Source organism: Streptomyces sp. NPDC042002, assembly GCF_055588305.1.
Genome location: NZ_JBVJCT010000032.1, coordinates 19,807 through 44,152 on the forward strand (window position 1 = coordinate 19,807; position 24,346 = coordinate 44,152).

Sequence of the window (24,346 nt, forward strand, 5' to 3'; positions counted from 1 at the left end):
CGGGCGTGGGCACGGGCAGGGGCGCACGGGCACGTGCGGGGGGCGTCACCGCAGTCGTTGGCTGATGACCTTCGAGACGCCGTCGCCCTGCATGGAGACGCCGTACAGGGCGTCGGCGACCTCCATCGTGCGCTTCTGGTGCGTGATCACGATCAGCTGGGAGGCCTCCTGCAGCTCCTGCATGATCCTGATCAGCCGCTGGAGGTTGGTGTCGTCGAGCGCCGCCTCGACCTCGTCCATCACGTAGAACGGGCTGGGGCGCGCCTTGAAGATCGCCACGAGGAGTGCGACGGCGGTCAGCGACCGCTCGCCGCCGGAGAGCAGGCTGAGCCGCTTGACCTTCTTGCCGGGCGGTCTGGCCTCCACGTCGACACCCGTGGTGAGCATGTTGTCGGGGTCGGTCAGGATGAGCCGCCCGTCCCCGCCCGGGAACAGCCGGCTGAAGACGCCCTCGAACTCCCGGGCGGTGTCCCGGTACGCCTCGGTGAAGACCTGCTCGACGCGCTCGTCGACCTCCTTCACCACCTGGAGAAGGTCGGCGCGCGTCTTCTTGAGGTCCTCCAGCTGCTCGCTGAGGAACTTGTGGCGCTCCTCCAGCGCGGCGAACTCCTCCAGGGCGAGCGGATTGACCTTGCCGAGCTGCTGGTACGCCCGCTCGGCCGACTTGAGCCGCTTCTCCTGCTCGGCACGGTGGAACTGCCGGGGCTGGTTGCGCGGGTGCTCCGGGTCCTCGGGCAGTTCCTCGCCCTCGGCGGGCAGCGACGGCGGTACGAGCTGATCGGGGCCGTAGTCCGCGACGAGTCCGGCCGGTTCGACGCCGAGTTCGTCCAGCGCCCTGGCCTCCAGCTGCTCTATGCGCATCCGCTTCTCCGCGCCGAGCACCTCGCCCCTGTGCACCGAGTCGGTGAGCTTGTCGAGCTCCGCCTTGAGGTCGCGGCCCTGGCTCCGCGCGGTGACGAGCTCCTGCTCGCGGCGGGCCTTGGAGCTGTCGGCGGCGGTGCGCTCCTCCTCGGCCCGGGCGAGCGAGACCTCGACGTGCGCGAGCAGTTGTCGCGCACCGGACGCGACGGCCTCGGCGACGGCCGCCTCGTGACGGAGCCGGGCCCGGCGCTGTTCGGCACGCGCGCGTGCCTCGCGTTCGGCGCGGGCGGCCCGGTCGAGCGAGTCGGCCCGCCCGGCGAGTCCCTTGACCCGCTCCTCGTGCGTACGCACCTGGAGCCGGGCCTCCATCTCCGTCTGCCGCGCGTTGGCGCCGTCGGCGGCGAGCCGGTCCCGTACCGAGGTGTCGGGTTCCTCCTCGACGGGCATCTCCTCGGCCACGGCGAGCCGTTCGGCCAGTTCCTCGGCCTCCTCCACGGCCCGGTCCAGCGCTTCCTGCGCGCGGGCTGCGGCCGCGGTGCTGCGCTCCGCCTCGCCCGCGGCGCCCCGCGCCTGCCCGGCCAGCCGTCCGAGCTGCTGCGCGACCGACGACTTCTCCCGCTCGGCCGCTCGCCGCCGCTCCCCCAACTCCTCGACGAGCGCGGCCCGCTGCGTCCGCAGCTCGGCCGCCAGACGCTGCGTCTCGGTCAACTCGTCGCAGCGCACGGCCAGTTCCTTGAGCTCGGCCGCCGCCTCGTCCACGGAGGCCTGCACTTCGAGCAGGCTGGGCGCCCCGGCGGACCCGCCGTGCGCGAAGTGCGCCGCGAGCAGGTCGCCCTCGGCGGTCACCGCGGTGAGTCCGGGCCGCGCGTAGACCAGGTCCTCGGCCTCTTCGAGGGTCCCTACGACGACGATCCCGCGCAGCAGCCGCCGTACGGCGGGCATCAGCTCGGCGGGACCCCGGACGAGATCGGCGGCGTACGGCGGCCCGTCGCTCCACTCCCCGGCCCGGTCCCTGCCCGGGTCCCTGTCCTGATCCTGGTCCGGACCCCTGTCATGAAGGGTTACGTCCATGGAGGCGCCGCCCGTCGGTCCGGCGTCGGCGCGGGGTTCCTCGGGTGCTCCGGCGAGCAGCAGCGCCGCGCGGCCCGCGTCCTGCTTGCGCAGCAGACGGATGGCCTCCGCCGCGGAGGCGGGTGTGGTGACCGCGACGGCGTCCGCGGCCACGCCGAACGCGGCGGCGAGCGCGACCTCGAAACCGGGGGTGACCGACAGCAGTCCGGCGGCGGGACCCAGGACACCGGTGAGCCGGTCGGTGGCGCCGAGCAGGGCTCCCGTCCCGTCCTTGCGCCGCAGGCCGAGGGCCAGGGCCTCGCGGCGGGCCTGGGTGGCGGCCCGCTCGCGTTCGGCCGCGGTGGCCGCCTCGCGGGCCGCGCTCAGCGCGGCCTCCGCGTCGGACAGGGCGCGTCTGGCCGCCTCGTGCTGTTCGGTGAGGTCGGCGTCGCCCGCGTCGAGACCGTCGACCTCGGCCTTCAGCTGCTCGTACTCCTCCTGGGCGGTGACCGCGCGCTCCTGGGCCTCGTCGCGGGCGGCGGCGAGCCGGTCGATCTCGGCCTGCGCGGAGGCGGCGCGTGAACGGGCCGCGTTGACCTGGCCGTTGAGGCGGGCGAGGCCTTCACGGCGGTCGGCGATGGCGCGGGCCACGTCCTTGAGGCGGCGCTCCTCGACCGTGAGCTCGCGCTCCAGCTCGGCGCGGTGCGCGACGGTGTCCTCCAGGGCCCGCTCGGCCGCTTCCAGGGCCGCTTCGAGTTCGGCCTCCTGCTCACGGACGCGGGCGGCCTCGCGCTCCATGTCCTCGGGGTCGCGCCCGCGCCGTTCCTCGGCGGGCACCGAGGTGGCGCTCTTCACGCGCGCGTCGGCCAGCGAGATGGTGCCGCGCACCCGCTCGGCGAGCTGGGAGAGTTCGTACCAGGTCTGCTGTGCGCGCTGGAGGCGCGGTGTCAGCTGCCGTACCTCGTCCTCCAGGAGTGCCTCCCGCTGGAGCGCCTTCTTCAGCTCGGCCTCGGCGGATTCCTTGCGCCGCTTGAGCGCGGCCTCGTCGGCGATCTCGGACTGGAGCGCCCCTCGCAGGCGTACGAGGTCGTCGGCGAGCAGGCGCAGCCGGGCGTCGCGCAGGTCGGCCTGGATGACGGCGGCGCGGCGCGCCACGGCGGCCTGTCGGCCGAGCGGCTTCAACTGGCGCCGCAGTTCGTCGGTGAGGTCCTGGACGCGGGCCATGTTCGCCTTCATGGCGTCCAGCTTCCGCAGCGCCTTCTCCTTGCGCTTGCGGTGCTTGAGGACGCCCGCCGCTTCCTCGATGAAGGCGCGGCGGCCCATCGGGTCGGCGTGCAGGACGGAGTCGAGCTGGCCCTGTCCGACGATGACGTGCATCTCCCGGCCGATGCCGGAGTCCGACAACAGCTCCTGGATGTCCAGCAGTCGGCAGGTGTCGCCGTTGATCTGGTACTCGCTGCCGCCGTTGCGGAACATGATCCGCGTGATGGTGACCTCGGCGTACTCGATGGGCAGGGCGCCGTCGGAGTTGTCGATGGTGAGGGACACCTCGGCACGGCCGAGCGGCGGACGCCCGGTGGTGCCGGCGAAGATGACGTCCTCCATCTTGCCGCCGCGCAGCGACTTGGCCCCCTGCTCGCCCATGACCCAGCTGAGCGCGTCCACGACGTTGGACTTGCCCGAGCCGTTGGGGCCCACGACACAGGTGATGCCCGGCTCGAACCGCAGGGTGGTCGCGGAGGCGAACGACTTGAACCCGCGCAGGGTCAGGGCCTTGAGGTGCACGCCGCTGGACTCTACCTTTCGGGCCGGTCTCACTCCATGAACGCGCGGTTTCGCCCATGAACGCGCAGGGCACACCAGACGTTAAAGAGGGGGAGCGGTGCTCGGGGGAAAGAAAGAAGGGACGCCTGAGGGCGTCCCTTGCAAATCTGACAACTTAGCGGCTGATTCGGGCTGCCCAACCACTGCTGTCGTGGTGCGGTGCAGTGGTCAGGTGAGCGCAGGCTCCGCCTGGGGTACGTCGATGCTCTCGAGAAGCGAGTCGTGAGAAGCGGCAGCCGCGAGCGCGTCGTTCTCGGCCTGAATCCGTACGAGCTCGGATTCGAGGTCCTGGACGCGCTGCTGGAGCCGTCGCATCTCGGCAATGAGTCGCGGGTCGGAACCGCCGACGTAACCGAGAAGCGCCTTTGCCATGATGGATGGTCCTCCACACTGAGTGACCGACCGAAGCGGTGTGGGTCGTGAGGGAATCGCACCCGCGATGCTTGACACTGCTGATGTCCTGCTGCCGTTCCACATGCCAAACAGCTAGGGTGCGCGGGGCTTTCAGCGTCTCACCAAAAAGTTTGACGGTCAACACGATCACGCCCCGTATCGGCGGGCAACCCACTGTCGCGCGGCTTTTGGAACTGCGGCGCTGCGACTCCTGCGGGGCCCTCGGGGCGTCGAGATCATCGTTACCTGGGGAGCCTGCCACTTCGCACCGTTCTTGGCAACCACCAGGCCGTTTCCGCTACTGACGGGTGCCGGCGGCATACGCCATGACACCATCACGGGCCCTCGGGGCCGTCGCCGTCACCGGATCGCGAAGCCGTCGTAGATCCCGCGGGGCGTGTCCCAGATCTCAGTGACTCCGTCCACCCGGCCGGGCGTGTCGTCTCCCTGGAGCCAGTCGAGCAGCCCCTGGCAACCGGCTCGGGAGCCCTCCGCGACCACCTGGACGCGTCCGTCGTCGAGATTGAGAGCAAAACCACTCAGCCCGCCGATCTCCAGCGCCCTGGCCCGCGTAAACCAGCGGAAACCCACACCTTGGACGCGTCCGCGCACCCAGACGACCAGCCGTACGACCTCGTTCATGGCTGCACGCTAACCGGACAATGTCTCGCGGAGCACATCCTCCCCTTGCGCCATGGGGTACCGTCCCGACCCAATGAGTCTCATTAGAAACTCACTCTTTCGGGTGAGGTTCAGGTGAGGATCGCTGACTCAAGATCGAGGAAGGCCCAAGAGATGGGACGCCACCGACGCTCCGACGCCGGCCGCGCCGCCACAGGGCGCGCCACCGGAGTCACAGAAACGAGCGGGACCCACACGGAGAGCTACGGCCCGGAGAACCTGTACGGCTACGCGGCCGTCGCCGATCTCCCGTCCGCGGCCACCAACCGCTCGCACCGCAAGCGAAAGGGTCCGAGCCCGGTCAAGACGGGACTGCTCGGCGTCTCGGCGGCCGTGGCTCTCGGCACCGTGGCCGTCGCGGCCGGTGTCCTGCCCGGCAGCGACAACTACGCGCTCGGCGCGCTCGGCGGTGGCGGCAACAACTCCGACAGCGTTCAGGCCGTGGGCTCGCCGTCCAGTGGGGACACCCAGCAGGGCGGTACCTCGGGCAGCGCGGACTCCCGCGACGACACGTCGACGAGCCGTGGCGCCAATCGCGCGGCCACGCCCTCGGCCGCCCCCTCGGTCCCCTCCACGTCGACCTCGTCGGCGCCGTCGGCCGCTCCCACCACGACGCAGCCGTCGAAGGTGCCGACCGCCAAGCCCACCGAGGAGGCGACGGCGCCCGAGGCTCCGAAGCCCTCCCAGACCGCCACCAAGGCGCCGGTCACCCTGGCCCCGGTGAACGTGTCCGCACAGGCCGCCGCCGAGGCCGAGGTGCTCAATCTCGTCAACGACCAGCGGGCCGCGGTCGGTTGCAGCCCGGTGGCCGCGAACAGCGCCCTGTCGGACCTGGCCCAGGCCTTCAGCGAGGACATGGCGGCACGGGACTTCTTCGACCACACCGACCCGAGCGGACTGACCCCCTGGGACCGTGCCGCGAAGGCCGGGATAACCAGCCTCGGCGGCGAGAACATAGCCCGCGGCCAGGCCGACGCGGCCGCCGTCATGGACGCCTGGATGAACAGCCCCGGCCACAAGGCCAACATCCTGAACTGCGACTTCAAGACCCTCGGCGTCGGAGTCCACTTCGGCACGGGCGGCCCTTGGTGGACGCAGGACTTCGGCTACTGAGGTAGCCGCGGATCACATGGCCGGCCCGCTAGGGGGTCGGCCATGGCTGTGTTTTTGGTTCACGTCCGGGCTGTCGTCCGTCCTTGCCTGTTCCGACGCCCAGGGTCGAGGGGCCGGGCGCCGCCTATGTGCGGGCGGCGAGCGAGTGGAACAGGAGCGCCCCGATCCCCAGGACGACGATCTGTACGGCGCCGGGGATGCGCCATCGCATCGCGAGAAGGCCGCCGCCCGTGACCGCCGCGCCACCGGCCAGGTACCACGTCAGCCGCAGCGCGAGCTCCGGCGCCTCGGGTGCGTCGCCCTCGTTGTAGCTGTCGGCCCAGCCCGTGATCCCATAGCCGTACAGCAGCCCGGCGATGACCACCAGGTCGCTGACGAGCAGCGCCACACCCATCACCACCTGCCGGCCGGTCGACGGCTCCCTCCCGCGTTCCATGTCCACCCCGTTCCGTCCGCGGTCGCCCGTCGCCCCTCGCGTGCGGCCCAGCATGCCGAGCCGGCGGGTGTCGCACATGAGTACCCATACTCAGAAGCGGATCCAGGGCGCCAAGCACCGGGCGCTCACCAGAAGTTAGTGCAACCCTCTGGGTAGCGCTGTGGCTGAGTATGCTGGTCGTATGGAATCGTCCGCGCGGATCACGGAGCGCGCCGAGAGCGACGAGAGCACCGTGTGCGCCGACGGCAAGGACCTCGCGTACAACGTGTTCGCCCGCGGCTGCCCGTCCCGGGGCACGCTGGAGCACGTCACCGGCCGCTGGGGCTCGCTCACGCTGGGAGCGCTGTACGACGGCACGTTCCGGTTCAACGAACTGCGCCGCCGGGTCGACGGCGTCAGCGAGAAGATGCTCTCGCAGACCCTGCACGCGCTGGAGCGCGACGGTCTGGTGCACCGCGACGCGCGGCCCACGAACCCGCCGCGCGTCGACTACACCCTCACGCCGCTGGGCCGCGAGGTCGCCGAGCGGCTGCTGGCTCTCATCACCTTCGTCGAGGGCCGCATGGACGACGTCCTGGAGGCCCGCGGGCGCTACGACGAGACCCTCGAAGCCCAGCGCGGGGCGTAAGGGGTCAGGCCGAAGGCGGAAGTCAGGCTCCGGGGCGGGGTGCCCGCTGGCAGCGCGGGCAGAAGTAGCTGGAGCGGTTCATCCAGGCCCGCCTGCGCATCGGCGTCCCGCAGCGGCGGCAGGGTTCCCCCTCGCGCCCGTACGCGTCGAGCGAGCGGTCGAAGTAGCCCGACTCACCGTTGACGTTGACGTACAGGCTGTCGAAGCTGGTGCCGCCGGCGGCGAGGGCGTCGTTCATGACGTCGCGGATGTGGCCGAGGAGTTCGGCGGTGCGCGGCCGGGTCATGGTGCCCGTCGGGCGTTCGTAGTGCAGCTTGGAGCGCCAGAGCGCCTCGTCCGCGTAGATGTTCCCGACGCCGCTGATCAGTGACTGGTCGAGCAGGGCGCGTTTGATCGTCGTACGGCGGGCCCGCAGCGCGCTGTGGAACGCGGCGTCGTCGAACAGGGGGTCGAGCGGGTCGCGGGCGATGTGCGCGATGACGTCGGGAAGGCCGTCCGGAGTGTTCTCGTGCAGCGACAGCCCGCCGAACGTGCGCTGGTCGACGAAGCGCAGCTCGGTGCCCCGGTCGTCCTCGAAGCGGATGCGGATGCGCAGGTGCTTCTCCTCGGCGGCGTCCTCCGGCTGCACGAGGAGCTGGCCGCTCATACCGAGGTGCGCGAGCACGGAGAACGGCGAGTCGTCGAGCGGCAGCCACAGGTACTTGCCGCGGCGCATCGCCTCACCCACCCGGTGTCCGGCGAGCGCCTTCGCGAAGCCGTCGGGCCCCGCCAGATGCCGCCGTACGGCCCGTGGATGCCGTACGTCCACCGACTTCACGACCCGCCCGGTGACCCAGCGCTCCAAGCCCCGCCGCACGACTTCGACTTCGGGCAGCTCGGGCACGGGACTCCTCCTGAGGGGCGGGCTGAGCGGGTGATGCCGGAAGGGTACATCGCGCTCGTCGTCAGCTGTCGACGGTCGGTGGCGAGCGGTTCGTCCGGGCTCAGCGGCACGCTGCCGCCGAGGAGTTGGGCCGGTCCGCTCCCCCTCCCCCGGAGCGAGACGGGGCGGGCAACGCGCGGACCCCGCCGCGGCGCGAGAGCGCTGCGACGGGGTCCAGTACTGCTGGTACTGCGGGTCCTACAGGTACTGCGGTACTTCAGATGGGTGAAGGATTCAGGCCGTGGCCGTGTCGGTGGTCGGCGTCGAGGAGGCGTCGGCGGTCTCCTCGAGGTCCTGAGCCGCCTGCTGGGCGGCACGAGCCACCTGTTCGGCGGCCTGGGCCGACTTCGCGCGTTCGTCCGCGGCGGAGTGGATGGCACGCCACGCGGACTCCGCGGCCTGCTGCTCCGCCTCCTTCTTGCTGCGGCCGGTGCCGGTGCCGTACGAGACGCCTCCGACGCGGGCGGCAGCAGTAAAGACCTTCTCGTGGTCCGGGCCGGTCTCCGAGACCAGGTACTCGGGAACTCCGAGCCCCTCGGTCGCCGTGAGCTCCTGGAGACTGGTCTTCCAGTCCAGGCCGGCACCAAGATTCGAGGACTTCTCGATCAGTGGGTCGAAGAGCCGGTGGACGAGTTCGCCCGCCGCCTCCAGTCCCTGGTCGAGATAGACAGCGCCGATCACCGCTTCAAGGGTGTCGGCGAGGATGGACGCCTTGTCCCGGCCTCCCGTGCCTTCTTCGCCCCGGCCGAGCCGGATGAAGGAGCCGAGTTCGAGGCCGCGGCCCACTTCCGCCAGCGCACGAGAATTGACCACCGCGGCCCGCAACTTGGCCAGCTGGCCTTCGGGCAGGTCGGGGTGGGTGCGGTACAGCGTGTCCGTGACCACGAGGCCCAGTACGGAGTCCCCGAGGAACTCCAGACGCTCGTTGGTCGGCAGACCGCCGTTCTCGTACGCGTAGGAACGGTGGGTCAGCGCACGCACCAGAAGGGCGGACTCGAGCTTGTAGCCGAGCCGCCCTTCCAGAAGCGTGTGGGACGAGGCTGTGTTGTCCGCCTTTTTCTTGGCGGTTGGATCCGCCTTGGCGTCAGACATCAGACCTCTCACCAGCCGCTCAGACCTCGAGGACCTGGCGCTTGTTATAGGTGCCGCAAGCCGGGCACGCGATGTGCTGCAGCTTGGGCTCGTGGCAGCGCTCGCACGCAACCAGGGTGGGGACCGCAGCCTTCCACTGCGACCGGCGGTGGCGCGTGTTGCTGCGCGACATCTTCCGCTTCGGAACAGCCACGGCTACTTCTCCTGCTTCTCGTCGACGCCAGCTTCGGCGCCGCTCAACTCGTCCTTCTCGCCATCTTCGAGTGAACCGGCGAGTCCCTGCAGTGCCGCCCAACGGATGTCGACGGCGTCATGGTGGTGCTCCGGGTCGTCCGCGAGCCGCGCTCCACACTCGGAGCACAGGCCGGGGCAGTCGTCCTGGCACACCGGCTGCATCGGCAGTGCGAGCACCACCGCATCACGCAGCACGGGTTCGAGGTCGAACAGGCCGTCCTCGAGGAAGAGCGTGTCCTCGTCGTCCTCGGCGTCGTCGACCGGCTCCGCTTTGGGGCGGCCCCGGTCATCGGCGTCAGGGTACGAGAACATCTCCTGGAAATCCGCTCTGAGCGCCTGCTCGAGCGGCTCCAGACACCTTACGCACTCCCCCTTGGCCGATGCACGGGCGGTGCCTGTGACAAGCACCCCGTCCATGACCGACTCCAGACGGAGTCCGAGCTCCACCGGGGCGCCTTCCGGCACTCCGATGACACCCTGGATCCCCAGATCCGTGGGAGCGTCGATCGTGCGGGTCAGGCGCTGGAGCGCGCCAGGACGCCGCCCCAGCTCGTGCGTGTCGAACACGAGAGGATTGCGGTGGTCGAGGCGGGCGTTCAGAGCCATTCCTGCTTTCGATCTTCGAACTCAAGGGAACGCCGCCCTTGGTCTCCCGCGGGCAGCGTGGATCGCGGACGTACACGCGACCGAAGAGCCAGGATACTGGACCTTTCGCTTTCGGCCCAATCCGGTCCGTACCCTCGGCCCCGCCCGCCGGTACGCGCCTCTCCCGACCCGGTGGTCAGTGGCCGCCGCGCCCCTGCTCGTACGCCCTGAGCTGCTCGGCGCTGATCATGCTGGTGTCGAAGAGGCTGGCTTCGTCGAGGGCGTGGTTCTGCTGGTCCATGGCGTGGGCCTGCTGCTGGGCGTAGACCTGCTGCTGGTTCTGGTCGTACGTCTGCTGCTGGTCGTAGCCCTGCTGCTGGTAGGCGGCGTACGGGTCGGCCTGCTGGTAGCCGTACGCGTCCTGCTGCTGGGCGTACTGCTGCTGGTAGCCGTACGGGTCGGTCTGCTGCTGGTAGGCGTACGCCTCCTGCTGCTGCCCGTAGGACTGCTGGGCGGCCGGCTCCGGTGCCTGGGCGGGCCGCTCGGGGGCGTCGGAGAGCTCCGCCAGGCCGGCCAGGTAGTCGGCGTCGCTGGTGTGCGCGCCGGACGTTCCGTCCTCCCCGAAGGCGCTCAGATCGCCGAGGTCGTCGCTGGCGATCCGGCCGTGCAGCTTCCGCCGGCCGTGACCGACGGCCTCCAGGGTCTTGGCGAGGACGGCCTCGAAGGCGCCGAGCTTGATGTCGACGTATTCGTCGGCGTTGCGGCGCAGGGTCTCCGGGTCGTGGCTGCGCTCGGGGGCGTCCTCGTCCTCGTACCCCTGCTCGTCGAGGCCCGGACCGGCACCGAGGAGCTTCTCGCGGCCGCGGCCGACGGAGCCGAGGGTCTTGGTGAGGACGACCTCGAAGTTGGCGAGCTTGGAGTCGACGTAGTCGTCGGCCTCGGCGCGGATCTCCTCGGCCTCCTTGCGGGACTCGGCGAGGATCCGGTCCGCCTCGTTCTGCGAGCGGCGGGCGACCTCGGTGTCGGAGATCAGGGAGCCCCGCTCGGCGTGCGCGGTCTCGATGATCCGCTCGGCCTCCTGACGGGCCCGCTCGACCATCTCCTCGCGGCCGCCGATCAGCTCCTGCGCCTGGGCGAGGGAGCCGGGCAGCGCCTGGCGCACCTCTTCCAGCATCGACAGCAGGTCGGCGCGGTTGACCACGCACGAGGCCGACATGGGCATGGAACGGGCACTGCCGACCGCCGCGACGATCTCATCGAGCTTCTTCTGCACGTCCACCGTGGGTTCGCCACTCTCTACAGCTGTGATGGAGACGGACGGGTCGACTGTACGACCACTCCCGCACCGTCCGACACCGGGTGACGGACTGTCAGTCGCTCAGTCCTGGCCCAGTCGTTCTTTGAGCGCCACCAGGACCGGCGGCGGCACCAGATGGGAGATGTCGCCGCCCCAGTTCGCGACTTCCTTGACCAGCGAGGAGGACAGGAAGCTGTAGGTGGGACTGGTCGGGATGAACAGGGTCTCCACGCCCGAGAGGCCGATGTTCATCTGGGCCATCTGGAGTTCGTAGTCGAAGTCGCTGACCGCGCGCAGGCCCTTGACGATGGCCGGGATGTCCCGCTGCTTGCAGTAGTCGACGAGGAGGCCGTGGTAGGCCTCGACCTGGACATTGCCGAACTCGGCCGTGACCTCGCGGATCAGCTCGATCCGCTCGTCGACCGTGAACAGGCCCTTCTTCGACTGATTGATCATCACTACGACGTGCACGACGTCGTACAGCGCGGAGGCGCGGGCGATGATGTCGAGGTGTCCATTGGTGATGGGGTCGAATGACCCCGGACAGACGGCGCGGCGCAACAGTGGTCCCTCGCTCTCCGGTCCGGTCATCGTGCGTCTTCGCACGTAGAGGCGGCGCGACCGTACCAAAACGTGCCTTCGCCGTATCGACGGGCCCTGACGGCTTCGAAACCGTCAGGCCAGCCGAATTCGCCGCCTCTGGTGCTGCGCTCCACGGTGACGAGCGCATCCTCCGCGAGCCAGCCCCCGGTCCGGAGTGTGAGCAGGATCTCCCGAAGATCGTCGTTCTCGACGGCGTACGGAGGGTCGAGGAAGACCAGGTCGTACGGTGCCTCCGGCGCCGCCGTCCGGACGATCTGCTCCGCTTTGCCCGCTCTGACCTCGGCGCCCGGCAGGCCGAGCGACTTCACGTTGTCGCGGATGACCTTGGCCGCGCGGGCGTCCGCCTCGACCAGCAGGGTGTGCCCGGCGCCGCGGCTGAGCGCCTCCAGGCCGACGGCGCCCGAGCCGGCGTACAGGTCGAGCACGCGTTCGCCCTCCAGTGGGCCGCCGAGCAGGGACTGCCAGGTGGAGAAGAGGCCCTCGCGCGCCCGGTCGGAGGTGGGGCGGGTGCCGGTGCCCGGCGGGACGGCCAGACGGCGTCCGCCGGCCCGGCCGGCGATCACGCGGGTCATGAGGGTCCTTTGCGCTGGGGGTGTGTCGGTTCCTCCCAGTCTCTCAGCCGTCGGCCGGTCGTCGCCGCTCAGCCCTTGCCCAGGCACCCGGTCAGCCCTTGTCCAGGTCCCGGCTCAGCCCTTGTCCAGGTACTGCTCACGTTCCTCGTCCAGCAGGGCGTCCAGTGCGGTGCGCAGGCCGGGGAGGCCCTTGAGGTCCGGGTCCGCCGCGACGACCGTGGTGGCCTCCTCGCGGGCCTCCGCGATGATCTCCTCGTCCTCGATGACGGCGAGCATGCGCAGGGAGGAGCGGACGCCGGACTGGGCCTGGCCGAGGACGTCGCCCTCGCGGCGCTGTTCGAGGTCGATGCGGGAGAGCTCGAAGCCGTCCAGGGTCGAGGCCACCGCGTTCAGCCTTTGTCTGGCCGGGCTCGCCTCCGGCATCTCGGAGACCAGGAGGCAGAGCCCGGCTGCCGAGCCGCGGCCGACGCGGCCTCGCAGCTGGTGGAGCTGGGATACGCCGAAGCGGTCGGCGTCCATGATCACCATGGCGGTGGCGTTCGGTACGTTCACCCCGACCTCGATCACCGTCGTGGCGACCAGGACGTCCGTCTCGCCCGCGGCGAAGCGGCGCATGACGGCGTCCTTGTCGTCGGGATGCATCCTGCCGTGCAGGACTTCGACCTTGAGGCCCTGGAGGGGGCCCTTGGCGAGCTGGGCGGCGACGTCGAGGACGGCCAGCGGCGGGCGCTTCTCGGCCTCGTCCTCGGGGGTCTTCTTCTTGGCGCCCTTCTTCGGGTCGTCGTCCTCGTCACCGATGCGGGGGCAGACGACGTACGCCTGATGGCCGTTCTCCGCCTCCTCGCGCACGCGCTCCCACGCGCGCGTGAGGAAGTGCGGTTTGTCGGCGGCGGGGACGACATGGCTGGCGATCGGGGAGCGTCCGGCGGGCAGCTGGTCGAGGACGGAGGTCTCCAGGTCGCCGAAGACCGTCATCGCGACCGTGCGCGGGATGGGCGTGGCGGTCATCACCAGGAGGTGCGGGGGCTGCTTGCCCTTGCCGCGCAGGGCGTCGCGCTGCTCGACACCGAAGCGGTGCTGTTCGTCGACCACGACCAGGCCCAGGTCGTGGAACTGGACCTTGTCCTCGATCAGCGCGTGGGTGCCGATCACGATCCCGGCCTCGCCGGTGACCAGGTCGAGCAGCGCCTGCCGCCGGCCCGCCGTCCCCATGGAACCGGTGAGCAGCACGACCTTCGTCGAGTGCTCGACCCCGCCGAGCATGCCGCCCTCGGCCAGCTCCCCCATCATCTCGGTGATCGACCGTAGGTGCTGCTGGGCGAGCACCTCGGTGGGCGCGAGCATCGCGGCCTGCCCGCCCGCGTCGACCACGGCGAGCATGGCGCGCAGGGCGACCAGGGTCTTGCCGCTGCCCACCTCGCCCTGGAGCAGCCGGTGCATCGGGTGTTCGGTGGCGAGGTCGTCGAAGATCTCCTTGGAGACCTTCTGCTGGCCGTCGGTGAGGGTGAAGGGCAGTCTGGCGTCGAAGGCGGTGAGCAGGCCGTCGGGTGCGGGGACGCGGGCGACGGCCGGGAGCAGGGCGTCGGCGTGGCGGCGGCGGGCCAGGGCGACCTGGAGGACGAAGGCCTCGTCCCACTTGAGGCGGGCGCGGGCGTCGTGGACGTCCGCTTTGGTGTGCGGGCGGTGGACCTTGAGGAGGGCCTCGGGGAGGGTGACCAGGCCGCGGCCGTCCCGCAGCGAGTCCGGCAGGGGATCGTCCGCTTCCTGGGCGCTCGGCAGCACCGTCTGCACCGACTTGGCGATCTTCCAGGACTCCAGCTTGGCGGTGGCCGGGTAGATCGGGATGAGGGCGCCCGCCCAGCTGTCGACGCTCTCCACGGCCTCGTCGCCGTCGCCGCGCAGCAGTTCGTACGCCGGATGGGCCAGCTGGAGGCGGCGGTTGAAGACGGAGACCTTGCCGGAGAACATCGCGCGGGTGCCGGGGAGCAGGTCCTTGTGGGGCTTGTGCACGCCGTGCCCGAAGAAGACGAGCTGGAGGCGGCCGCTGCCGTCCGTGATGGTGACTTCGAGGCGCTGGCCCTTGCCGCGGGGCGCCTTGGACGAGGCGAAGGTGGCCAGGCGCGCGTCGGCGACCTGGGCGACCACGGTCACGTGTTCGTCCAGCGGCAGGTCGGCGAGGTGCGTGAGCTGCCCGCGCTCCTCGTATCTGCGGGGGTAGTGGTGCAGCAGGTCGCCGACGGTGTGCAGGCCGAGGTGCTCGGCCATCACCTTCGCGGTGGCGGGACCGAGCGCCTTCTTCAGTGGTTCTTCGAGCACGGGCACGAGATCCATTGCACACCACGGCACTGACATTGCCGTATACGTCCCGGAAATCCGCTGGTCAGACGGCTCGTTCCGGGCCTAGGATGACGCGCTCCGGCCCTCTTCGCGGTCACCGTCCCCCGGGACCGCCCGACCCCGCGCCGTCGCACGTCCCCCCACCCACCGGCGCAGCGACGATGGAATCCCAGACCTCACAGCCGTCCCAGGCCTCCCCGTCTCCTCATACGTTCCAGGTCGACCTGCGCGGTCTGGTCGACCTCCTCTCCCATCATCTCTACTCCAGTCCCAAGGTCTATCTGCGCGAGCTGCTGCAGAACGCCGTCGACGCGATCACCGCGCGGCGCGCGGAGCAGCCGGACGCCCCGGCCACGGTGCGCCTGTACGCCGAGGGCGGCGCCCTGCGCGTGGAGGACTCCGGCATCGGGCTCACCGAGTCCGACGTGCACAGCCTGCTGGCGACCATCGGCCGCAGCTCCAAGCGGAACGACGGCCTGGAGTCGGCGCGTTCGGACTTCCTCGGCCAGTTCGGCATCGGGCTGCTGGCGTGTTTCGTCGTCGCCGAACGCATCCGGGTGGTCAGCCGCAGCGCCCGGACGCCCGACGCGGCGCCCGTCGAGTGGACGGCGGCCGACGACGGCTCGTACACCGTGCGCACCCTGCCGCACGAGGCGCGCACCGAACCGGGCACCACCGTGCACCTGGTGGCGCGCGCCGGGGCCGGTGAGTGGCTGGGCGAGGAGCGGGTCCGCTCGCTGGCGCGCGACTTCGGCGCGCTGCTGCCGTACGACGTGCGCGTGGGCGACGAGCCGATCGCGGACCTTCCCGCGCCCTGGGACCGGCCCTATCCGAGTCCCGCCGGCCGACGGGTCGCGCTGGCCCGGCACTGCCACGACCTGTTCGGGTTCACTCCGCTGGACTCGATCGACCTGGACGTGCCGCTCGCCGGGATCCGGGGCGTGGCCTACGTCCTGCCGTCGGCGGTCAGCCCGGCCCAGCGCGCGAGCCACCGCGTGCACCTGAAGGGCATGCTGCTCACCGAGCGGGCCGAACAGCTGCTGCCCGACTGGGCGTTCTTCGTGCGCTGTGTCCTCGACACGGACAGTCTGCGGCCCACCGCGTCGCGCGAGTCGCTGTACGAGGACGAGACCCTGGCCACCGTACGGGAGGCACTGGGCGAGCGCATCCGGTCCTGGCTGACGGGGCTCGCGGCGGGCGATCCGGAGCGGCTGGCCGCGTTCCTGTCGGTGCACCACCTGGGTGTGAAGTCGCTGGCGCGGCACGACGCGGAGATGCTGCGCACGATGCTGCCGTGGCTGCCCTTCGAGACGACCGACGGACGGCTGTCGCTGGAGGAGTTCGCGCAGCGGCACCCGGTGATCCACTTCACGCGGACCGTGGAGGAGTACCGGCAGGTCGCGCCGATCGCCTCCGCGCAGGGTGTCGGGGTCGTCAACGGCGGCTACACGTACGACAGCGAGCTGATCGAGGCGTTGCCCGCCGTGCGCCCCGGGACGGTCGTCTCGGAGCTGGACGCGGACACCGTGACAGCTCACCTGGACGCGGTGGACCCGGCCGAGGAACTGGCCCTGTCGGCCTTCCTGGGGGTCGCGCGGGCCAGACTCGACCCGCTGAACTGCGATGTGGTCCTGCGCGCCTTCCACCCCATGTCGGTGCCCGCCCTGCATCTGGACGACCGGGCGGCCCGCCACGAGCAGGCCCGCGCGGAGGCCGAGGATCAGGCCGACGATCTGTGGGCGGGCATTCTCGGCTCGCTGCGCGGCAGCGCCCCGCGCGCGCGGCTGGTCCTCAATCACCTCAACCCGCTGATCCGCAGGATCAGTTCACTCGGTGACCCGGACCTGATAGGCACCGCCACGGAGTCCCTCTACGGACAGGCCCTGCTGATGGCCCAGCGCCCGCTGCGGCCCGCGGACTCGGCGCTCCTCAACCGCGCCTTCATCGGCCTCCTGGAATGGGCCACGCACACCGACCCCGGAAAGGACGACCGCCGATGACCCCGGCCATGGACTTCGACACGCTGCGCCGGGCGATGGCGGACAACTACGAGCAGCCGGAGGGGCCCGGCCGCAACGCGCGCGCGGAGCAACTGCTCGTGGAGGCCGAGCGGCTGAACATCCCGCTCGCCGTCATCGAGGCGCTCGGACACCAGCTGAAGGTCTACAACTACAGCTCCGAGAAGGGCAAGATGTTCGTCCCCTTCGCGCGTCTGCTGCGCATGTGGGACGAACACCCCGAGGACTTCGACGAGTTCGAGACCCACTCGCTGCACTGGGTCTTCAAGTGGATGTCGGCGGGCATGCTCGACCAGCCGCACGTTCCGCTCGCCTCCATAGAGAAGTGGCTCGGCGAGATGGAGCGGCGCTACCGTCTCGCCGGTCACTCCGAACGGGCCGTGCGCAGCGCCGAGTTCAGCGTCGCCGCGCACCTGGGCGACCTGGAGCGCGCCGAGCGGGCGTACACCGCCTGGATGGCCGCGGACCGTGACTCGATGGCCGACTGCCACGCGTGCGAGCTGCACGGGCAGGGCTGGTGGCGGGCGGCGCGCGGCGCGGACGTGGCGGCGCTGGAGCTGTGGGCGCCGGTGCTGGAGGGCGAGTACACGTGCGCCCACGAGCCGCACACCGTCCTCGCGTCCTCCCTGCTGCCGCTGCTGCGTCTGGGGCGGGCCGAGGAGGCGCGCGCCCACCATCTGCGGGGTTTCCGGCTGGTGCGGGCCATGGAGAGCATGCGGGGCGCGTACGCGGACCATGTGGAGTTCTGCGCCCTCACCGGCAACGAGGCCCGCGCCCTGGAACTGCTCGCGGAGCGCCCGGCCTACTTCACGGACTCCGGGGACCCGCGCAGCAAGCTGGACTTCATGGCGGTGGTGGCGCTCACCATGGACCGTCTGACCTCCCTCGGGCTCGGCGGACAGCCGGTTCCCGGGCCTGCCGGGCGCGAGTGGACGGCGGCGGGACTCGCCGTGCACGCGCGCGGGGAGGCGCTCGCGCTGGCCGCGCGGTTCGACGCCCGCAACGGCACGTCGTACGTCAGCGAACGTGCCGTCGCGCGCATGGACCGGCCCGCGCTCGTCGACCGGCTGCCGCTGGGGGTGCGCTCCACGCGCCCGGCGCGCACCGGACCTCCCCTGCCGTCGACGGCCCCCGCTCCCGTGCCGCGGGCCGTGACCGAGGCCGCCGGCCCCGGTCTGGACGCGCTGCTCGCCGAGGCCCGGAGGCTCTCGGCGCGGCGGAACCCGGACGCAGTGGAGGCGTGGGCGGCTGTCTCGCGCGCCGCCGAGGGCCAGGAGCTGGAGGTCCGCGACCGCGCGGAGATCGCCGATCACGCGGCGATGGGCCGCGGGCCGCGGGGCGCCGACCTCTTCCTCCGGGCCGCCGAGCTGTACGCCGAGGCGGGCGACCCGGGCGAGGCGCTGGCGGCGCGTTCCCGCGCCGCGTACGTCCAGGCGCTGTCCGGCGGGGCCGCGGAGGTCCTGGACACCGTCGTGGAGCTGCGCGAGCAGGTGCTGGTCCTCTTCGCGGAGGGCGGGACCGGGGTGTCGCAGACGGCGTCCGTGCTGGTGGGGCGGGCGCGGACGCTGATGCAACGGGTGGACGAGCTGGAGGCAGGTCCGGAGAGCGGACAGCCACTCGCCGACACCGGTTCCGACGCCGGCTCCGATTCCGAGGGCGATGTCATGGTCGCCGCCGAGGAGGCCGCGCGGGAGTTGCTGGCCCTCGCGGAGCCGCATGCCGGGGACGACGTGGCGCTGGCCTCTCGGGCCGCCGAGGCGTACGCGATGCTCGGGGAGCTCGCGGCCCGCGCGGATGACGCCGAAGGAGCCGCCGAACTACTGTCGCTCGCCGTCGACGGGTTCGTGGCGGCCGGGCTGCCGTGGTTCGCCGTCGAGTACGACTCCCGGCTCGCCGGGATCGCGATGCACCTCGGCGACACGGAGGCGGCCGAGCGGGCGACGCGCGCGGCGCTGGACCACGGAGGGTCCCACCTGGAGCCGGCCGGCCGCGCGCAGCTGCATCTCCGGCTCGCCGAGATACTCGCCGCCACCGGGCGGTTCGGGCCCGCCTCGGAGCACGCCCTGGAGGCCGCGCACTGGGCCGACGAAGCGGGAGAGGCCGCCACGTTCGGGGCCTGGGCGCGGCACCAGCTCGGTGGTTTCCTGGTCCGCCGGGGGCGGTGGGCGGAGGCCGCCGAGATCCTGGAGTCGGCGCTGCCGGATCTGACCGGCGAGACACATGGCGACGGCTCGATCGTGCAGACGCGCTGGTGGCTCGGCGACTGCCTCACCGAGCTCGGCGAGCACCGCGAGGCCGCCGAGCACTGGCTGCGTGCCGCGGACGTCGCCCGGCACTGGCCCGAGCAGCGCGACCACGCGATGCTCGCGCACCTCGCGGCCGAGGCTCTCGGGCGCGCCGGGATGGCCGCCCAGGCGGATCAGGCGTACGCCCGCGCGGGCGACCTCTGGCGCGAGCTGGGCAACGTCCACGGGCTGGTCCGGGCGCTCCGGGCACGCGCCTGGGCCGCGGCCCGGCTGGACGGCGGGCTCGACGGGGCGCGGGAGCTGATGGGCGCGGCGGTCCAGGAGTGCGAGTCGGCGGTGGAGAACTGGTCGGCCGCGCCGGGCTCGCCGGTCACCTCGGTCTCGCCCCTCTCGCTGGAGGCCGAACACTCGGCCGTGCCGGACGACTCACTCGAGGACGAGGAGGCGCGGCGCCGTATCGTCGCCGAACTCGGCCACACCCAGCGTCAGTTCGGGGATCTGGTGGCCCGTTCCGTGCCGAACGACGCGGAGGAGGCCGCCTCGCGGGAGGCGTTCGAGGAGGCTCTGGGGCATCTCACCCTGGCGAGCGCCGTGTTCGCCTCCCTCGGGGACGACCTGCTCGACGCCCGGACGGGCGCCGAGTTGGCGGCCGGCTGGCTGGAGGCCGACCTGGGTCGGCACGAGTCCGCCACGGCACGCGCGCGCGTGGTCCTCGCCGCGTGCGCGCGGCTGGACGGGCAGGTCGCCGAGGCCCGGCGGGCCGAGGCCGAGAAGATGCTCACGCTCATGGAGAGGGCCGACAAGGCCTGATCGATGCCGAGGCGCGGGATCCCCGCGCCTCGGCACCCGGGTGTCCGGCGCGGAGGCCCGGCCCCGCACCCAGGTGTCCGGCGCGGGAGATCGGGGCGCCGTCGAGATCCGCGTCGTCACCCTGGTGGCGACGTCGTCGCCCCCTGCTGCCGCGTCCGTGTGGTGCCCGCACCGCGGACCGCTGTGCGGGTCTCACCGCGGACCGGCGGCGGGGGTCGTCCCGGCGACGTCGGAAGCCGCCGCGTCGCCGCCCCGGATCGTCTCCGCCGCAAGGCGCAGTTCGTCCAGCACCGTTCGTACGGCCTTGCGTGCCACGCGTTCGGGGCGGTGGAGCACGTCGATGCGCCGTATGGCGTGGACCCCGCTGAGCGGCCTGAGAACCAGCGCGGGATGCGGGCGCGTGGTCCAGCGGGGCATCAGGGCGAGGCCGCCTCCCGCGGCGACGGTCTCCGCGACGACGGAGAATTCGTTGATGCGGTGGACGATGTCGAGCCGCCGGTTCGCGGCCGCCGCGATGGCGTCGATGGTCGCCATCAGCGGAAATCCGTCGTGCACGGTGATCCAGGGCCGGTCCGCGACATCACGCGGGGTCAGACGCTCCGCGCGGGCCAGCGGGTGGTCGGCCGGCATGGCGACGTCGAGCGGTTCGCGCAGCAACGTGGTCGCGGTGACGGTACGGGGCCAGGGCGGCGCGTGTTCCAGGTGATGGGCGACTACGAGGTCGTAGTCCCGTGTCAGCCGGGGAAAGTGGTCCTGTGCCACGTCCTCGTCGGCGAGCGAGAGCCGTGGCGCCCGCGGGTCCCGGCCGCGCAGCAGGACCGGGAAGAAGGTGGCGGCCGCGCTGTGGAAGGCGGCCACCGACACGTCTCCGGCCGGCTCGTCGACGAACTCGTCCACGCAGTGCCGTGCCCGGGCGAGGGCGCTCTCCACCTCGATCGCCGCTCCGGCCAGCGCCCGCCCGGCGTCCGTCAGCACCAGTCGTCGTCCGTCGCGTTCGGTGAGCGGGACGGGAATCGAGCGTTGCAGCAGCCGCAGGTGCTGCGAGATGGCCGAGGGGGTCATCAGCAGCGCCTCCGCCACGGCGGTGACACTTCCCAGCTCACCGAGTTCACGCAGGATCCGCAGCTGCCGCTCGTTCATCCACGCATTGTAGTGATGCTTAAAAGACGGTGAAGAACTTCGCTCTGGGCTTCAGGGTCGGGGTGCGGGAGCGTGTGGGGCGTGTCCCGAGTCCGCAGCACCGACGCGGTGCTTCTCCTTGTCGCCGCAGTCTGGGGTTCCAGTTATCTGGCCGCCAAGACCGCCACATCGGCGCTCCCCGTCCTGCTGGTCCTCTTCGCCCGGTACGGCATCTCGGCCGCCGCCTGCGTCGCCCTCCTCGCCGCCCGGCGCCGGACGAGGCGCTGCACACGCGACGAGCTCCGCGTGGGGGCGGCACTGGGGATCACGCAGGCGGCGGTCCTGGTCCTGGAGACGTACGGGGTCGCGCACACCAGCGCGGCCAACGCGGGCCTGATCATCAGCCTCACCGTCGTCCTCACCCCGCTGCTGGACCGCACGTCCGGCACGGCGGGGCTGCCGCTTCGCTACTTCGCCGCCACCGGCCTGTGTCTGCTGGCGGTCGGGCTCCTGGTGTCCGGCAGCGGGTTCCACTCACCCCGGAGCGGTGACCTGCTGATCCTCGCCGCCGCGCTGGTCCGCGCGGCCCATGTGGCGCTCGTGGGGCGGCTCACGGCCCGTCGCGCCGTACGGCCGCTGCACGTCACGGCCGTCCAGACGGTCGTCGGCACCGCCCTGTTCGCGGTGCCGGTCGCCGGCACCCTGCCGACGCTGGGCGGGGTCGATGCCGGTGGCTGGGCGCGGCTTCTCTATCTCGCCCTGTTCTGCAGCGTGTTCGCGTTCCTCGCCCAGACCTGGGCGGTGCAGCGCGGTTCCGCCAGCCGGGCCAGTCTGCTGCTGGGCACCGAGCCGGTCTGGGCCGTCGCGGTCGGTATCGGTCTGGGCGGCGAACACCTCACGGCCCTCACCGCCCTCGGTGCCGTGCTCATGGTCGCCGGAACCTACTGGGGGCAGGCCGTCGAACGCGCCCACCGGACGGCCGTACCCAGGGAGTCCTCCCAGCGGCAGACGCTGCCCGCGAGCGTCTGATCACCGTCGCGGGCGGCGTCCCGTGTCCGGCTACTCGACCCCGATCAGCAGCAGCGCGCCCTGGCGCCCGCCCCGGTACACCACGGTGTCCACCGCGAGGTACGACTCCCGCACCCGGGACTCCAGGTGCGCGGCGATGGTCTCGGGGGCCTCGTCGCCCAGGACGAGGGTGACCATCTCACCGCCCGCCGCGAGCATGCGGTCGAGGACGGTCTCGGCCGTGGTGGTGAGGTCGGCGCCGATGACCGCGACGTCGCCGTCGATGAGGCCGAGGACGTCCCCGGCCTGGCAGATGCCGGCCATCGTCCAGGACTGCCGTTCGGCGACGGCGACCTCGGCGTAGCGGGTGGCGCCGGCCGCCGAGGTCATCGCGACGACGTCCTCGTCGAAGCGGCGCTCCGGTTCGTGCACGGCCAGCGCGGCGATCCCCTGGACGGCGGAGCGGGTCGGGATCAGCGCGACCCGGACGCCCTCGGCGCGGGCCTGTTCGGCTGCCGCCGCCGCGGTGTGCCGCAGATCGGCGTCGTTGGGCAGCAGCACCACCTCGCGCGCGTGGGCCCGTCGTACGGCCTCCACGAGTTCCCCGCTGGCCGGCGGCTCCCCAGGCCGGGCGAGCACGGTGGTCGCCCCCGCCTCCGTGTACAGCCCGGCCAGGCCCTCGCCCGGCACGACGGCCACGACGGCTCGCTGTGCCCGCTCGCGGGGCGGACGCCCGGCTCCGGTGTGTACGTCGCCGAGCCCGAAGTGGGTGATCCGGATGCGGTACGGCCGCCCCGCCTCGACGCCCGCCTCGACCGCCGCGCCCGCGTCGTCGACGTGCACATGGACGTTCCACAGCCCGTCGCCGCCGACCACGACGAGGGAGTCGCCGAGTCCGTCGAGCCGGGCCCGAAGACGGTCCACGGCAGCGTCCTCCGCCTCCAGGAGGTAGATCACCTCGAAGGCGGGATGACCGTCCTCCGCCGCCCCGTCCACGCAGGCGCCCGCGCCGTCCGCGTCCAGCGCGCCGGCTTCAGCGGCTCCGGTGACGTCGGGAGGGGCGTCCGGGGTGCCGACGGTTCCGGCCGCCGAGATGTCGGCCGTACCAGCGGCGCCCGTGGCATCGGGAACGGTCACCGATCCGGGCCCGTGGAGGCCGGCAGCCCTCGCGGGCGTCCCCGGCGTCTCCCCCGTGAACGTCTCCACCAGCGCCGCGAGCACCGTCACCAGTCCCCGGCCGCCCGCGTCGACCACACCGGCGTGCTCCAGGACGGCGAGCTGGCCGGTGGTCGCGGCGAGTGCGACGCGGGCTCCCTCGTAGGCCGCGTACGCGACCGCGCCGCAGTCCCCCTCGGCGCCGGAAGCCGCGTCGGCGGCGGCCGAGGCGACGGTGAGAACCGTGCCCTCGACGGGGTGCGCGACGGCCCTGCGGGCGGAATCGGCGGCGTTCCGCAGGGCGAGTCGCATGCCCTGGCCGTCGGTGTGAGCCGTCTCACCATCGGCGGCGAGCACCTGCGCCATGCCCCGCAGCAGCTGCGCGAGGATGGTTCCGGAGTTGCCCCGGGCGCCGATCAGGGCTCCGTGCGCCATCGCCCGCGCGGCAGCGGCGAGGGGAACACCGCGGCCGCCCGCGGACCCGGTTCCGCCGGCCGCCCCGTTCCCTTCGGGGGCCTCGGACACCGGAGCGGCCATCGCCTCGTAGCCCGCGAACACCGCCTCGACCGCGGCCGCCGCCGACTCCACCGTCAGATACAGGTTCGTTCCGGTGTCGCCGTCCGCAACCGGGTAGACATTGATCGCGTCGATCTCCTCGCGCGCGCGGCCCAGGGCCTCCAGCGCGAGCCCGCACCAGGTGCGCACCGCGAGAGCATCGAATGTCTGCGGCACCTGCGGCACCTGCGCCTCCTTGAGCTGCTGGACGTGGGACGCAGCGTAGACCCAGAGAGGGTTACTGCCGGTAGAGGGCCCCGAGGCGGGCGCGGTGGCAACCGGCAGGTCATGGTAGTTTCGTTCTCCGGACGCAGTCGTTGTATGCTGCTCCAGTTGCCCGATCCGATCGGGCCATCCCCCTGGCACCGCCACTCAGATCCTAGATCTTGATTCTCGGCATGCCGGGATCAACCGTAAGTGCATCTGAAGTCTTTGGAGTGACCCGTGGCTGCCAACTGCGACGTCTGCGGCAAGGGGCCGGGCTTCGGCAACAACATCTCGCACTCGCACCGCCGTACACCGCGTCGCTGGAACCCCAACATCCAGCGCGTACGTACCGTGGTGGGCGGGACGCCGAAGCGCGTGAACGCTTGCACCTCGTGCATCAAGGCCGGCAAGGTCACGCGCTGACAACCGCTAGCGCGCGGCCACTGCTGGTACGTCTGCATTGAGCCCGTCCACCTCACGGTGGGCGGGTTTTCTGCTGCCCTCGTACGTCACGCCGCGTGCGCCCAGCGGGACCTTCCGCGTCCGTGAGCCCCTGGGCCGGGCCCTTTACGGGCCGGGCCCACTCATGATCAACGAGGG

At 71.9% G+C, this 24,346-nt stretch carries 20 protein-coding genes; 6 read left to right on the top strand and 14 right to left on the bottom strand.

Annotated elements, in window-relative coordinates; all coding sequences use genetic code 11:
- Window positions 1-45: 45 nt before the first annotated feature.
- The 3 genes from ACZ6KY_RS32480 to ACZ6KY_RS32490 form a co-directional block, all read right to left on the bottom strand.
- Window positions 46-3,696 carry an AAA family ATPase gene (locus ACZ6KY_RS32480; protein ID WP_469313845.1) on the bottom strand — a complete coding sequence of 1,217 codons (3,651 nt, stop codon included), beginning with the start codon at window positions 3,694-3,696 and terminating at the stop codon, window positions 46-48.
- A 207-nt stretch (window positions 3,697-3,903) separates the two neighbouring features.
- The gene (locus tag ACZ6KY_RS32485) at window positions 3,904-4,107 is read right to left on the bottom strand and encodes a hypothetical protein (protein WP_028802434.1); all 204 of its coding nucleotides are present in this window, start codon (window positions 4,105-4,107) and stop codon (window positions 3,904-3,906) included.
- A 381-nt stretch (window positions 4,108-4,488) separates the two neighbouring features.
- A complete protein-coding gene (locus ACZ6KY_RS32490; protein WP_389081651.1) occupies window positions 4,489-4,770 on the bottom strand; it encodes an acylphosphatase in 282 nt (93 codons plus the stop codon).
- A gap of 153 nt (window positions 4,771-4,923) precedes the next feature.
- Between ACZ6KY_RS32490 and ACZ6KY_RS32495 the strand changes: the two genes are divergently transcribed.
- A complete protein-coding gene (locus ACZ6KY_RS32495) occupies window positions 4,924-5,922 on the top strand; it encodes a CAP domain-containing protein (protein WP_469313846.1) in 999 nt (332 codons plus the stop codon).
- Window positions 5,923-6,046: 124 nt separating this feature from the next.
- On the opposite strand, the gene ACZ6KY_RS32500 is transcribed toward ACZ6KY_RS32495, so the two are convergent.
- Complete coding sequence (locus ACZ6KY_RS32500) at window positions 6,047-6,436, bottom strand: hypothetical protein (RefSeq protein WP_469313847.1); 390 nt, start codon at window positions 6,434-6,436, stop codon at window positions 6,047-6,049.
- A gap of 103 nt (window positions 6,437-6,539) precedes the next feature.
- On the opposite strand from ACZ6KY_RS32500, the gene ACZ6KY_RS32505 reads away from it, so the two are divergent.
- Window positions 6,540-6,986 carry a winged helix-turn-helix transcriptional regulator gene (locus ACZ6KY_RS32505; protein ID WP_469313848.1) on the top strand — a complete coding sequence of 149 codons (447 nt, stop codon included), beginning with the start codon at window positions 6,540-6,542 and terminating at the stop codon, window positions 6,984-6,986.
- Between the two features lie 22 nt (window positions 6,987-7,008).
- On the opposite strand, the gene mutM is transcribed toward ACZ6KY_RS32505, so the two are convergent.
- From mutM to recG, 8 genes are all read right to left on the bottom strand, one after another.
- The gene (mutM, locus tag ACZ6KY_RS32510) at window positions 7,009-7,869 is read right to left on the bottom strand and encodes a bifunctional DNA-formamidopyrimidine glycosylase/DNA-(apurinic or apyrimidinic site) lyase (protein ID WP_469313849.1); all 861 of its coding nucleotides are present in this window, start codon (window positions 7,867-7,869) and stop codon (window positions 7,009-7,011) included.
- Window positions 7,870-8,142: 273 nt separating this feature from the next.
- A complete protein-coding gene (gene rnc, locus ACZ6KY_RS32515; RefSeq protein ID WP_469313850.1) occupies window positions 8,143-9,000 on the bottom strand; it encodes a ribonuclease III in 858 nt (285 codons plus the stop codon).
- A 19-nt stretch (window positions 9,001-9,019) separates the two neighbouring features.
- Complete coding sequence (rpmF, locus tag ACZ6KY_RS32520; RefSeq protein ID WP_006139588.1) at window positions 9,020-9,193, bottom strand: 50S ribosomal protein L32; 174 nt, start codon at window positions 9,191-9,193, stop codon at window positions 9,020-9,022.
- 2 nt (window positions 9,194-9,195) lie between these two features.
- The gene (locus ACZ6KY_RS32525) at window positions 9,196-9,840 is read right to left on the bottom strand and encodes a YceD family protein (protein ID WP_469313851.1); all 645 of its coding nucleotides are present in this window, start codon (window positions 9,838-9,840) and stop codon (window positions 9,196-9,198) included.
- Window positions 9,841-10,015: 175 nt separating this feature from the next.
- The gene (locus ACZ6KY_RS32530) at window positions 10,016-11,098 is read right to left on the bottom strand and encodes an ATP synthase F0 subunit B (RefSeq protein ID WP_469313852.1); all 1,083 of its coding nucleotides are present in this window, start codon (window positions 11,096-11,098) and stop codon (window positions 10,016-10,018) included.
- Window positions 11,099-11,197: 99 nt separating this feature from the next.
- The gene (gene coaD / locus ACZ6KY_RS32535) at window positions 11,198-11,677 is read right to left on the bottom strand and encodes a pantetheine-phosphate adenylyltransferase (RefSeq protein ID WP_469313895.1); all 480 of its coding nucleotides are present in this window, start codon (window positions 11,675-11,677) and stop codon (window positions 11,198-11,200) included.
- 26 nt (window positions 11,678-11,703) lie between these two features.
- A complete protein-coding gene (gene rsmD, locus ACZ6KY_RS32540) occupies window positions 11,704-12,330 on the bottom strand; it encodes a 16S rRNA (guanine(966)-N(2))-methyltransferase RsmD (RefSeq protein ID WP_469313896.1) in 627 nt (208 codons plus the stop codon).
- A gap of 75 nt (window positions 12,331-12,405) precedes the next feature.
- A complete protein-coding gene (gene recG / locus ACZ6KY_RS32545) occupies window positions 12,406-14,622 on the bottom strand; it encodes an ATP-dependent DNA helicase RecG (RefSeq protein ID WP_469313853.1) in 2,217 nt (738 codons plus the stop codon).
- A gap of 167 nt (window positions 14,623-14,789) precedes the next feature.
- Between recG and ACZ6KY_RS32550 the strand changes: the two genes are divergently transcribed.
- Window positions 14,790-16,628 carry an HSP90 family protein gene (locus ACZ6KY_RS32550; RefSeq protein WP_469313854.1) on the top strand — a complete coding sequence of 613 codons (1,839 nt, stop codon included), beginning with the start codon at window positions 14,790-14,792 and terminating at the stop codon, window positions 16,626-16,628.
- On the top strand, window positions 16,625-19,702 hold the full coding sequence (locus ACZ6KY_RS32555; protein WP_469313855.1) for a tetratricopeptide repeat protein: 3,078 nt from the start codon (window positions 16,625-16,627) through the stop codon (window positions 19,700-19,702). The genes ACZ6KY_RS32550 and ACZ6KY_RS32555 overlap by 4 nt, the downstream gene beginning before the upstream one ends.
- Before the next feature lie 192 nt (window positions 19,703-19,894).
- Here the strand turns inward: ACZ6KY_RS32555 and ACZ6KY_RS32560 are convergent, their stop codons facing one another.
- The gene (locus tag ACZ6KY_RS32560) at window positions 19,895-20,842 is read right to left on the bottom strand and encodes a LysR family transcriptional regulator (protein WP_469313856.1); all 948 of its coding nucleotides are present in this window, start codon (window positions 20,840-20,842) and stop codon (window positions 19,895-19,897) included.
- Window positions 20,843-20,923: 81 nt separating this feature from the next.
- Between ACZ6KY_RS32560 and ACZ6KY_RS32565 the strand changes: the two genes are divergently transcribed.
- Window positions 20,924-21,850, top strand: coding sequence for a DMT family transporter (locus ACZ6KY_RS32565; protein ID WP_469313857.1), 927 nt, complete (start codon window positions 20,924-20,926; stop codon window positions 21,848-21,850).
- A gap of 30 nt (window positions 21,851-21,880) precedes the next feature.
- Here ACZ6KY_RS32565 and ACZ6KY_RS32570 read toward each other — a convergent pair whose 3' ends face one another.
- On the bottom strand, window positions 21,881-23,725 hold the full coding sequence (locus ACZ6KY_RS32570; RefSeq protein WP_469313858.1) for a DAK2 domain-containing protein: 1,845 nt from the start codon (window positions 23,723-23,725) through the stop codon (window positions 21,881-21,883).
- A 258-nt stretch (window positions 23,726-23,983) separates the two neighbouring features.
- On the opposite strand from ACZ6KY_RS32570, the gene rpmB reads away from it, so the two are divergent.
- Window positions 23,984-24,169 carry a 50S ribosomal protein L28 gene (rpmB, locus tag ACZ6KY_RS32575; protein WP_037625034.1) on the top strand — a complete coding sequence of 62 codons (186 nt, stop codon included), beginning with the start codon at window positions 23,984-23,986 and terminating at the stop codon, window positions 24,167-24,169.
- Window positions 24,170-24,346: the final 177 nt, after the last annotated feature.

Coding starts and splice junctions, on each gene's coding strand:
- ACZ6KY_RS32490 (WP_389081651.1), bottom strand. CDS start 4,770: ATGAACGAGGTCGTACGGCTGGTCGTCTGGGTGCGCGGACGCGTCCAA.
- ACZ6KY_RS32560 (WP_469313856.1), bottom strand. CDS start 20,842: ATGAACGAGCGGCAGCTGCGGATCCTGCGTGAACTCGGTGAGCTGGGA.
- ACZ6KY_RS32555 (WP_469313855.1), top strand. CDS start 16,625: ATGACCCCGGCCATGGACTTCGACACGCTGCGCCGGGCGATGGCGGAC.
- ACZ6KY_RS32485 (WP_028802434.1), bottom strand. CDS start 4,107: ATGGCAAAGGCGCTTCTCGGTTACGTCGGCGGTTCCGACCCGCGACTC.
- ACZ6KY_RS32495 (WP_469313846.1), top strand. CDS start 4,924: ATGGGACGCCACCGACGCTCCGACGCCGGCCGCGCCGCCACAGGGCGC.
- ACZ6KY_RS32525 (WP_469313851.1), bottom strand. CDS start 9,840: ATGGCTCTGAACGCCCGCCTCGACCACCGCAATCCTCTCGTGTTCGAC.
- rnc (WP_469313850.1), bottom strand. CDS start 9,000: ATGTCTGACGCCAAGGCGGATCCAACCGCCAAGAAAAAGGCGGACAAC.
- recG (WP_469313853.1), bottom strand. CDS start 14,622: ATGGATCTCGTGCCCGTGCTCGAAGAACCACTGAAGAAGGCGCTCGGT.
- ACZ6KY_RS32500 (WP_469313847.1), bottom strand. CDS start 6,436: ATGTGCGACACCCGCCGGCTCGGCATGCTGGGCCGCACGCGAGGGGCG.
- ACZ6KY_RS32505 (WP_469313848.1), top strand. CDS start 6,540: ATGGAATCGTCCGCGCGGATCACGGAGCGCGCCGAGAGCGACGAGAGC.
- ACZ6KY_RS32550 (WP_469313854.1), top strand. CDS start 14,790: ATGGAATCCCAGACCTCACAGCCGTCCCAGGCCTCCCCGTCTCCTCAT.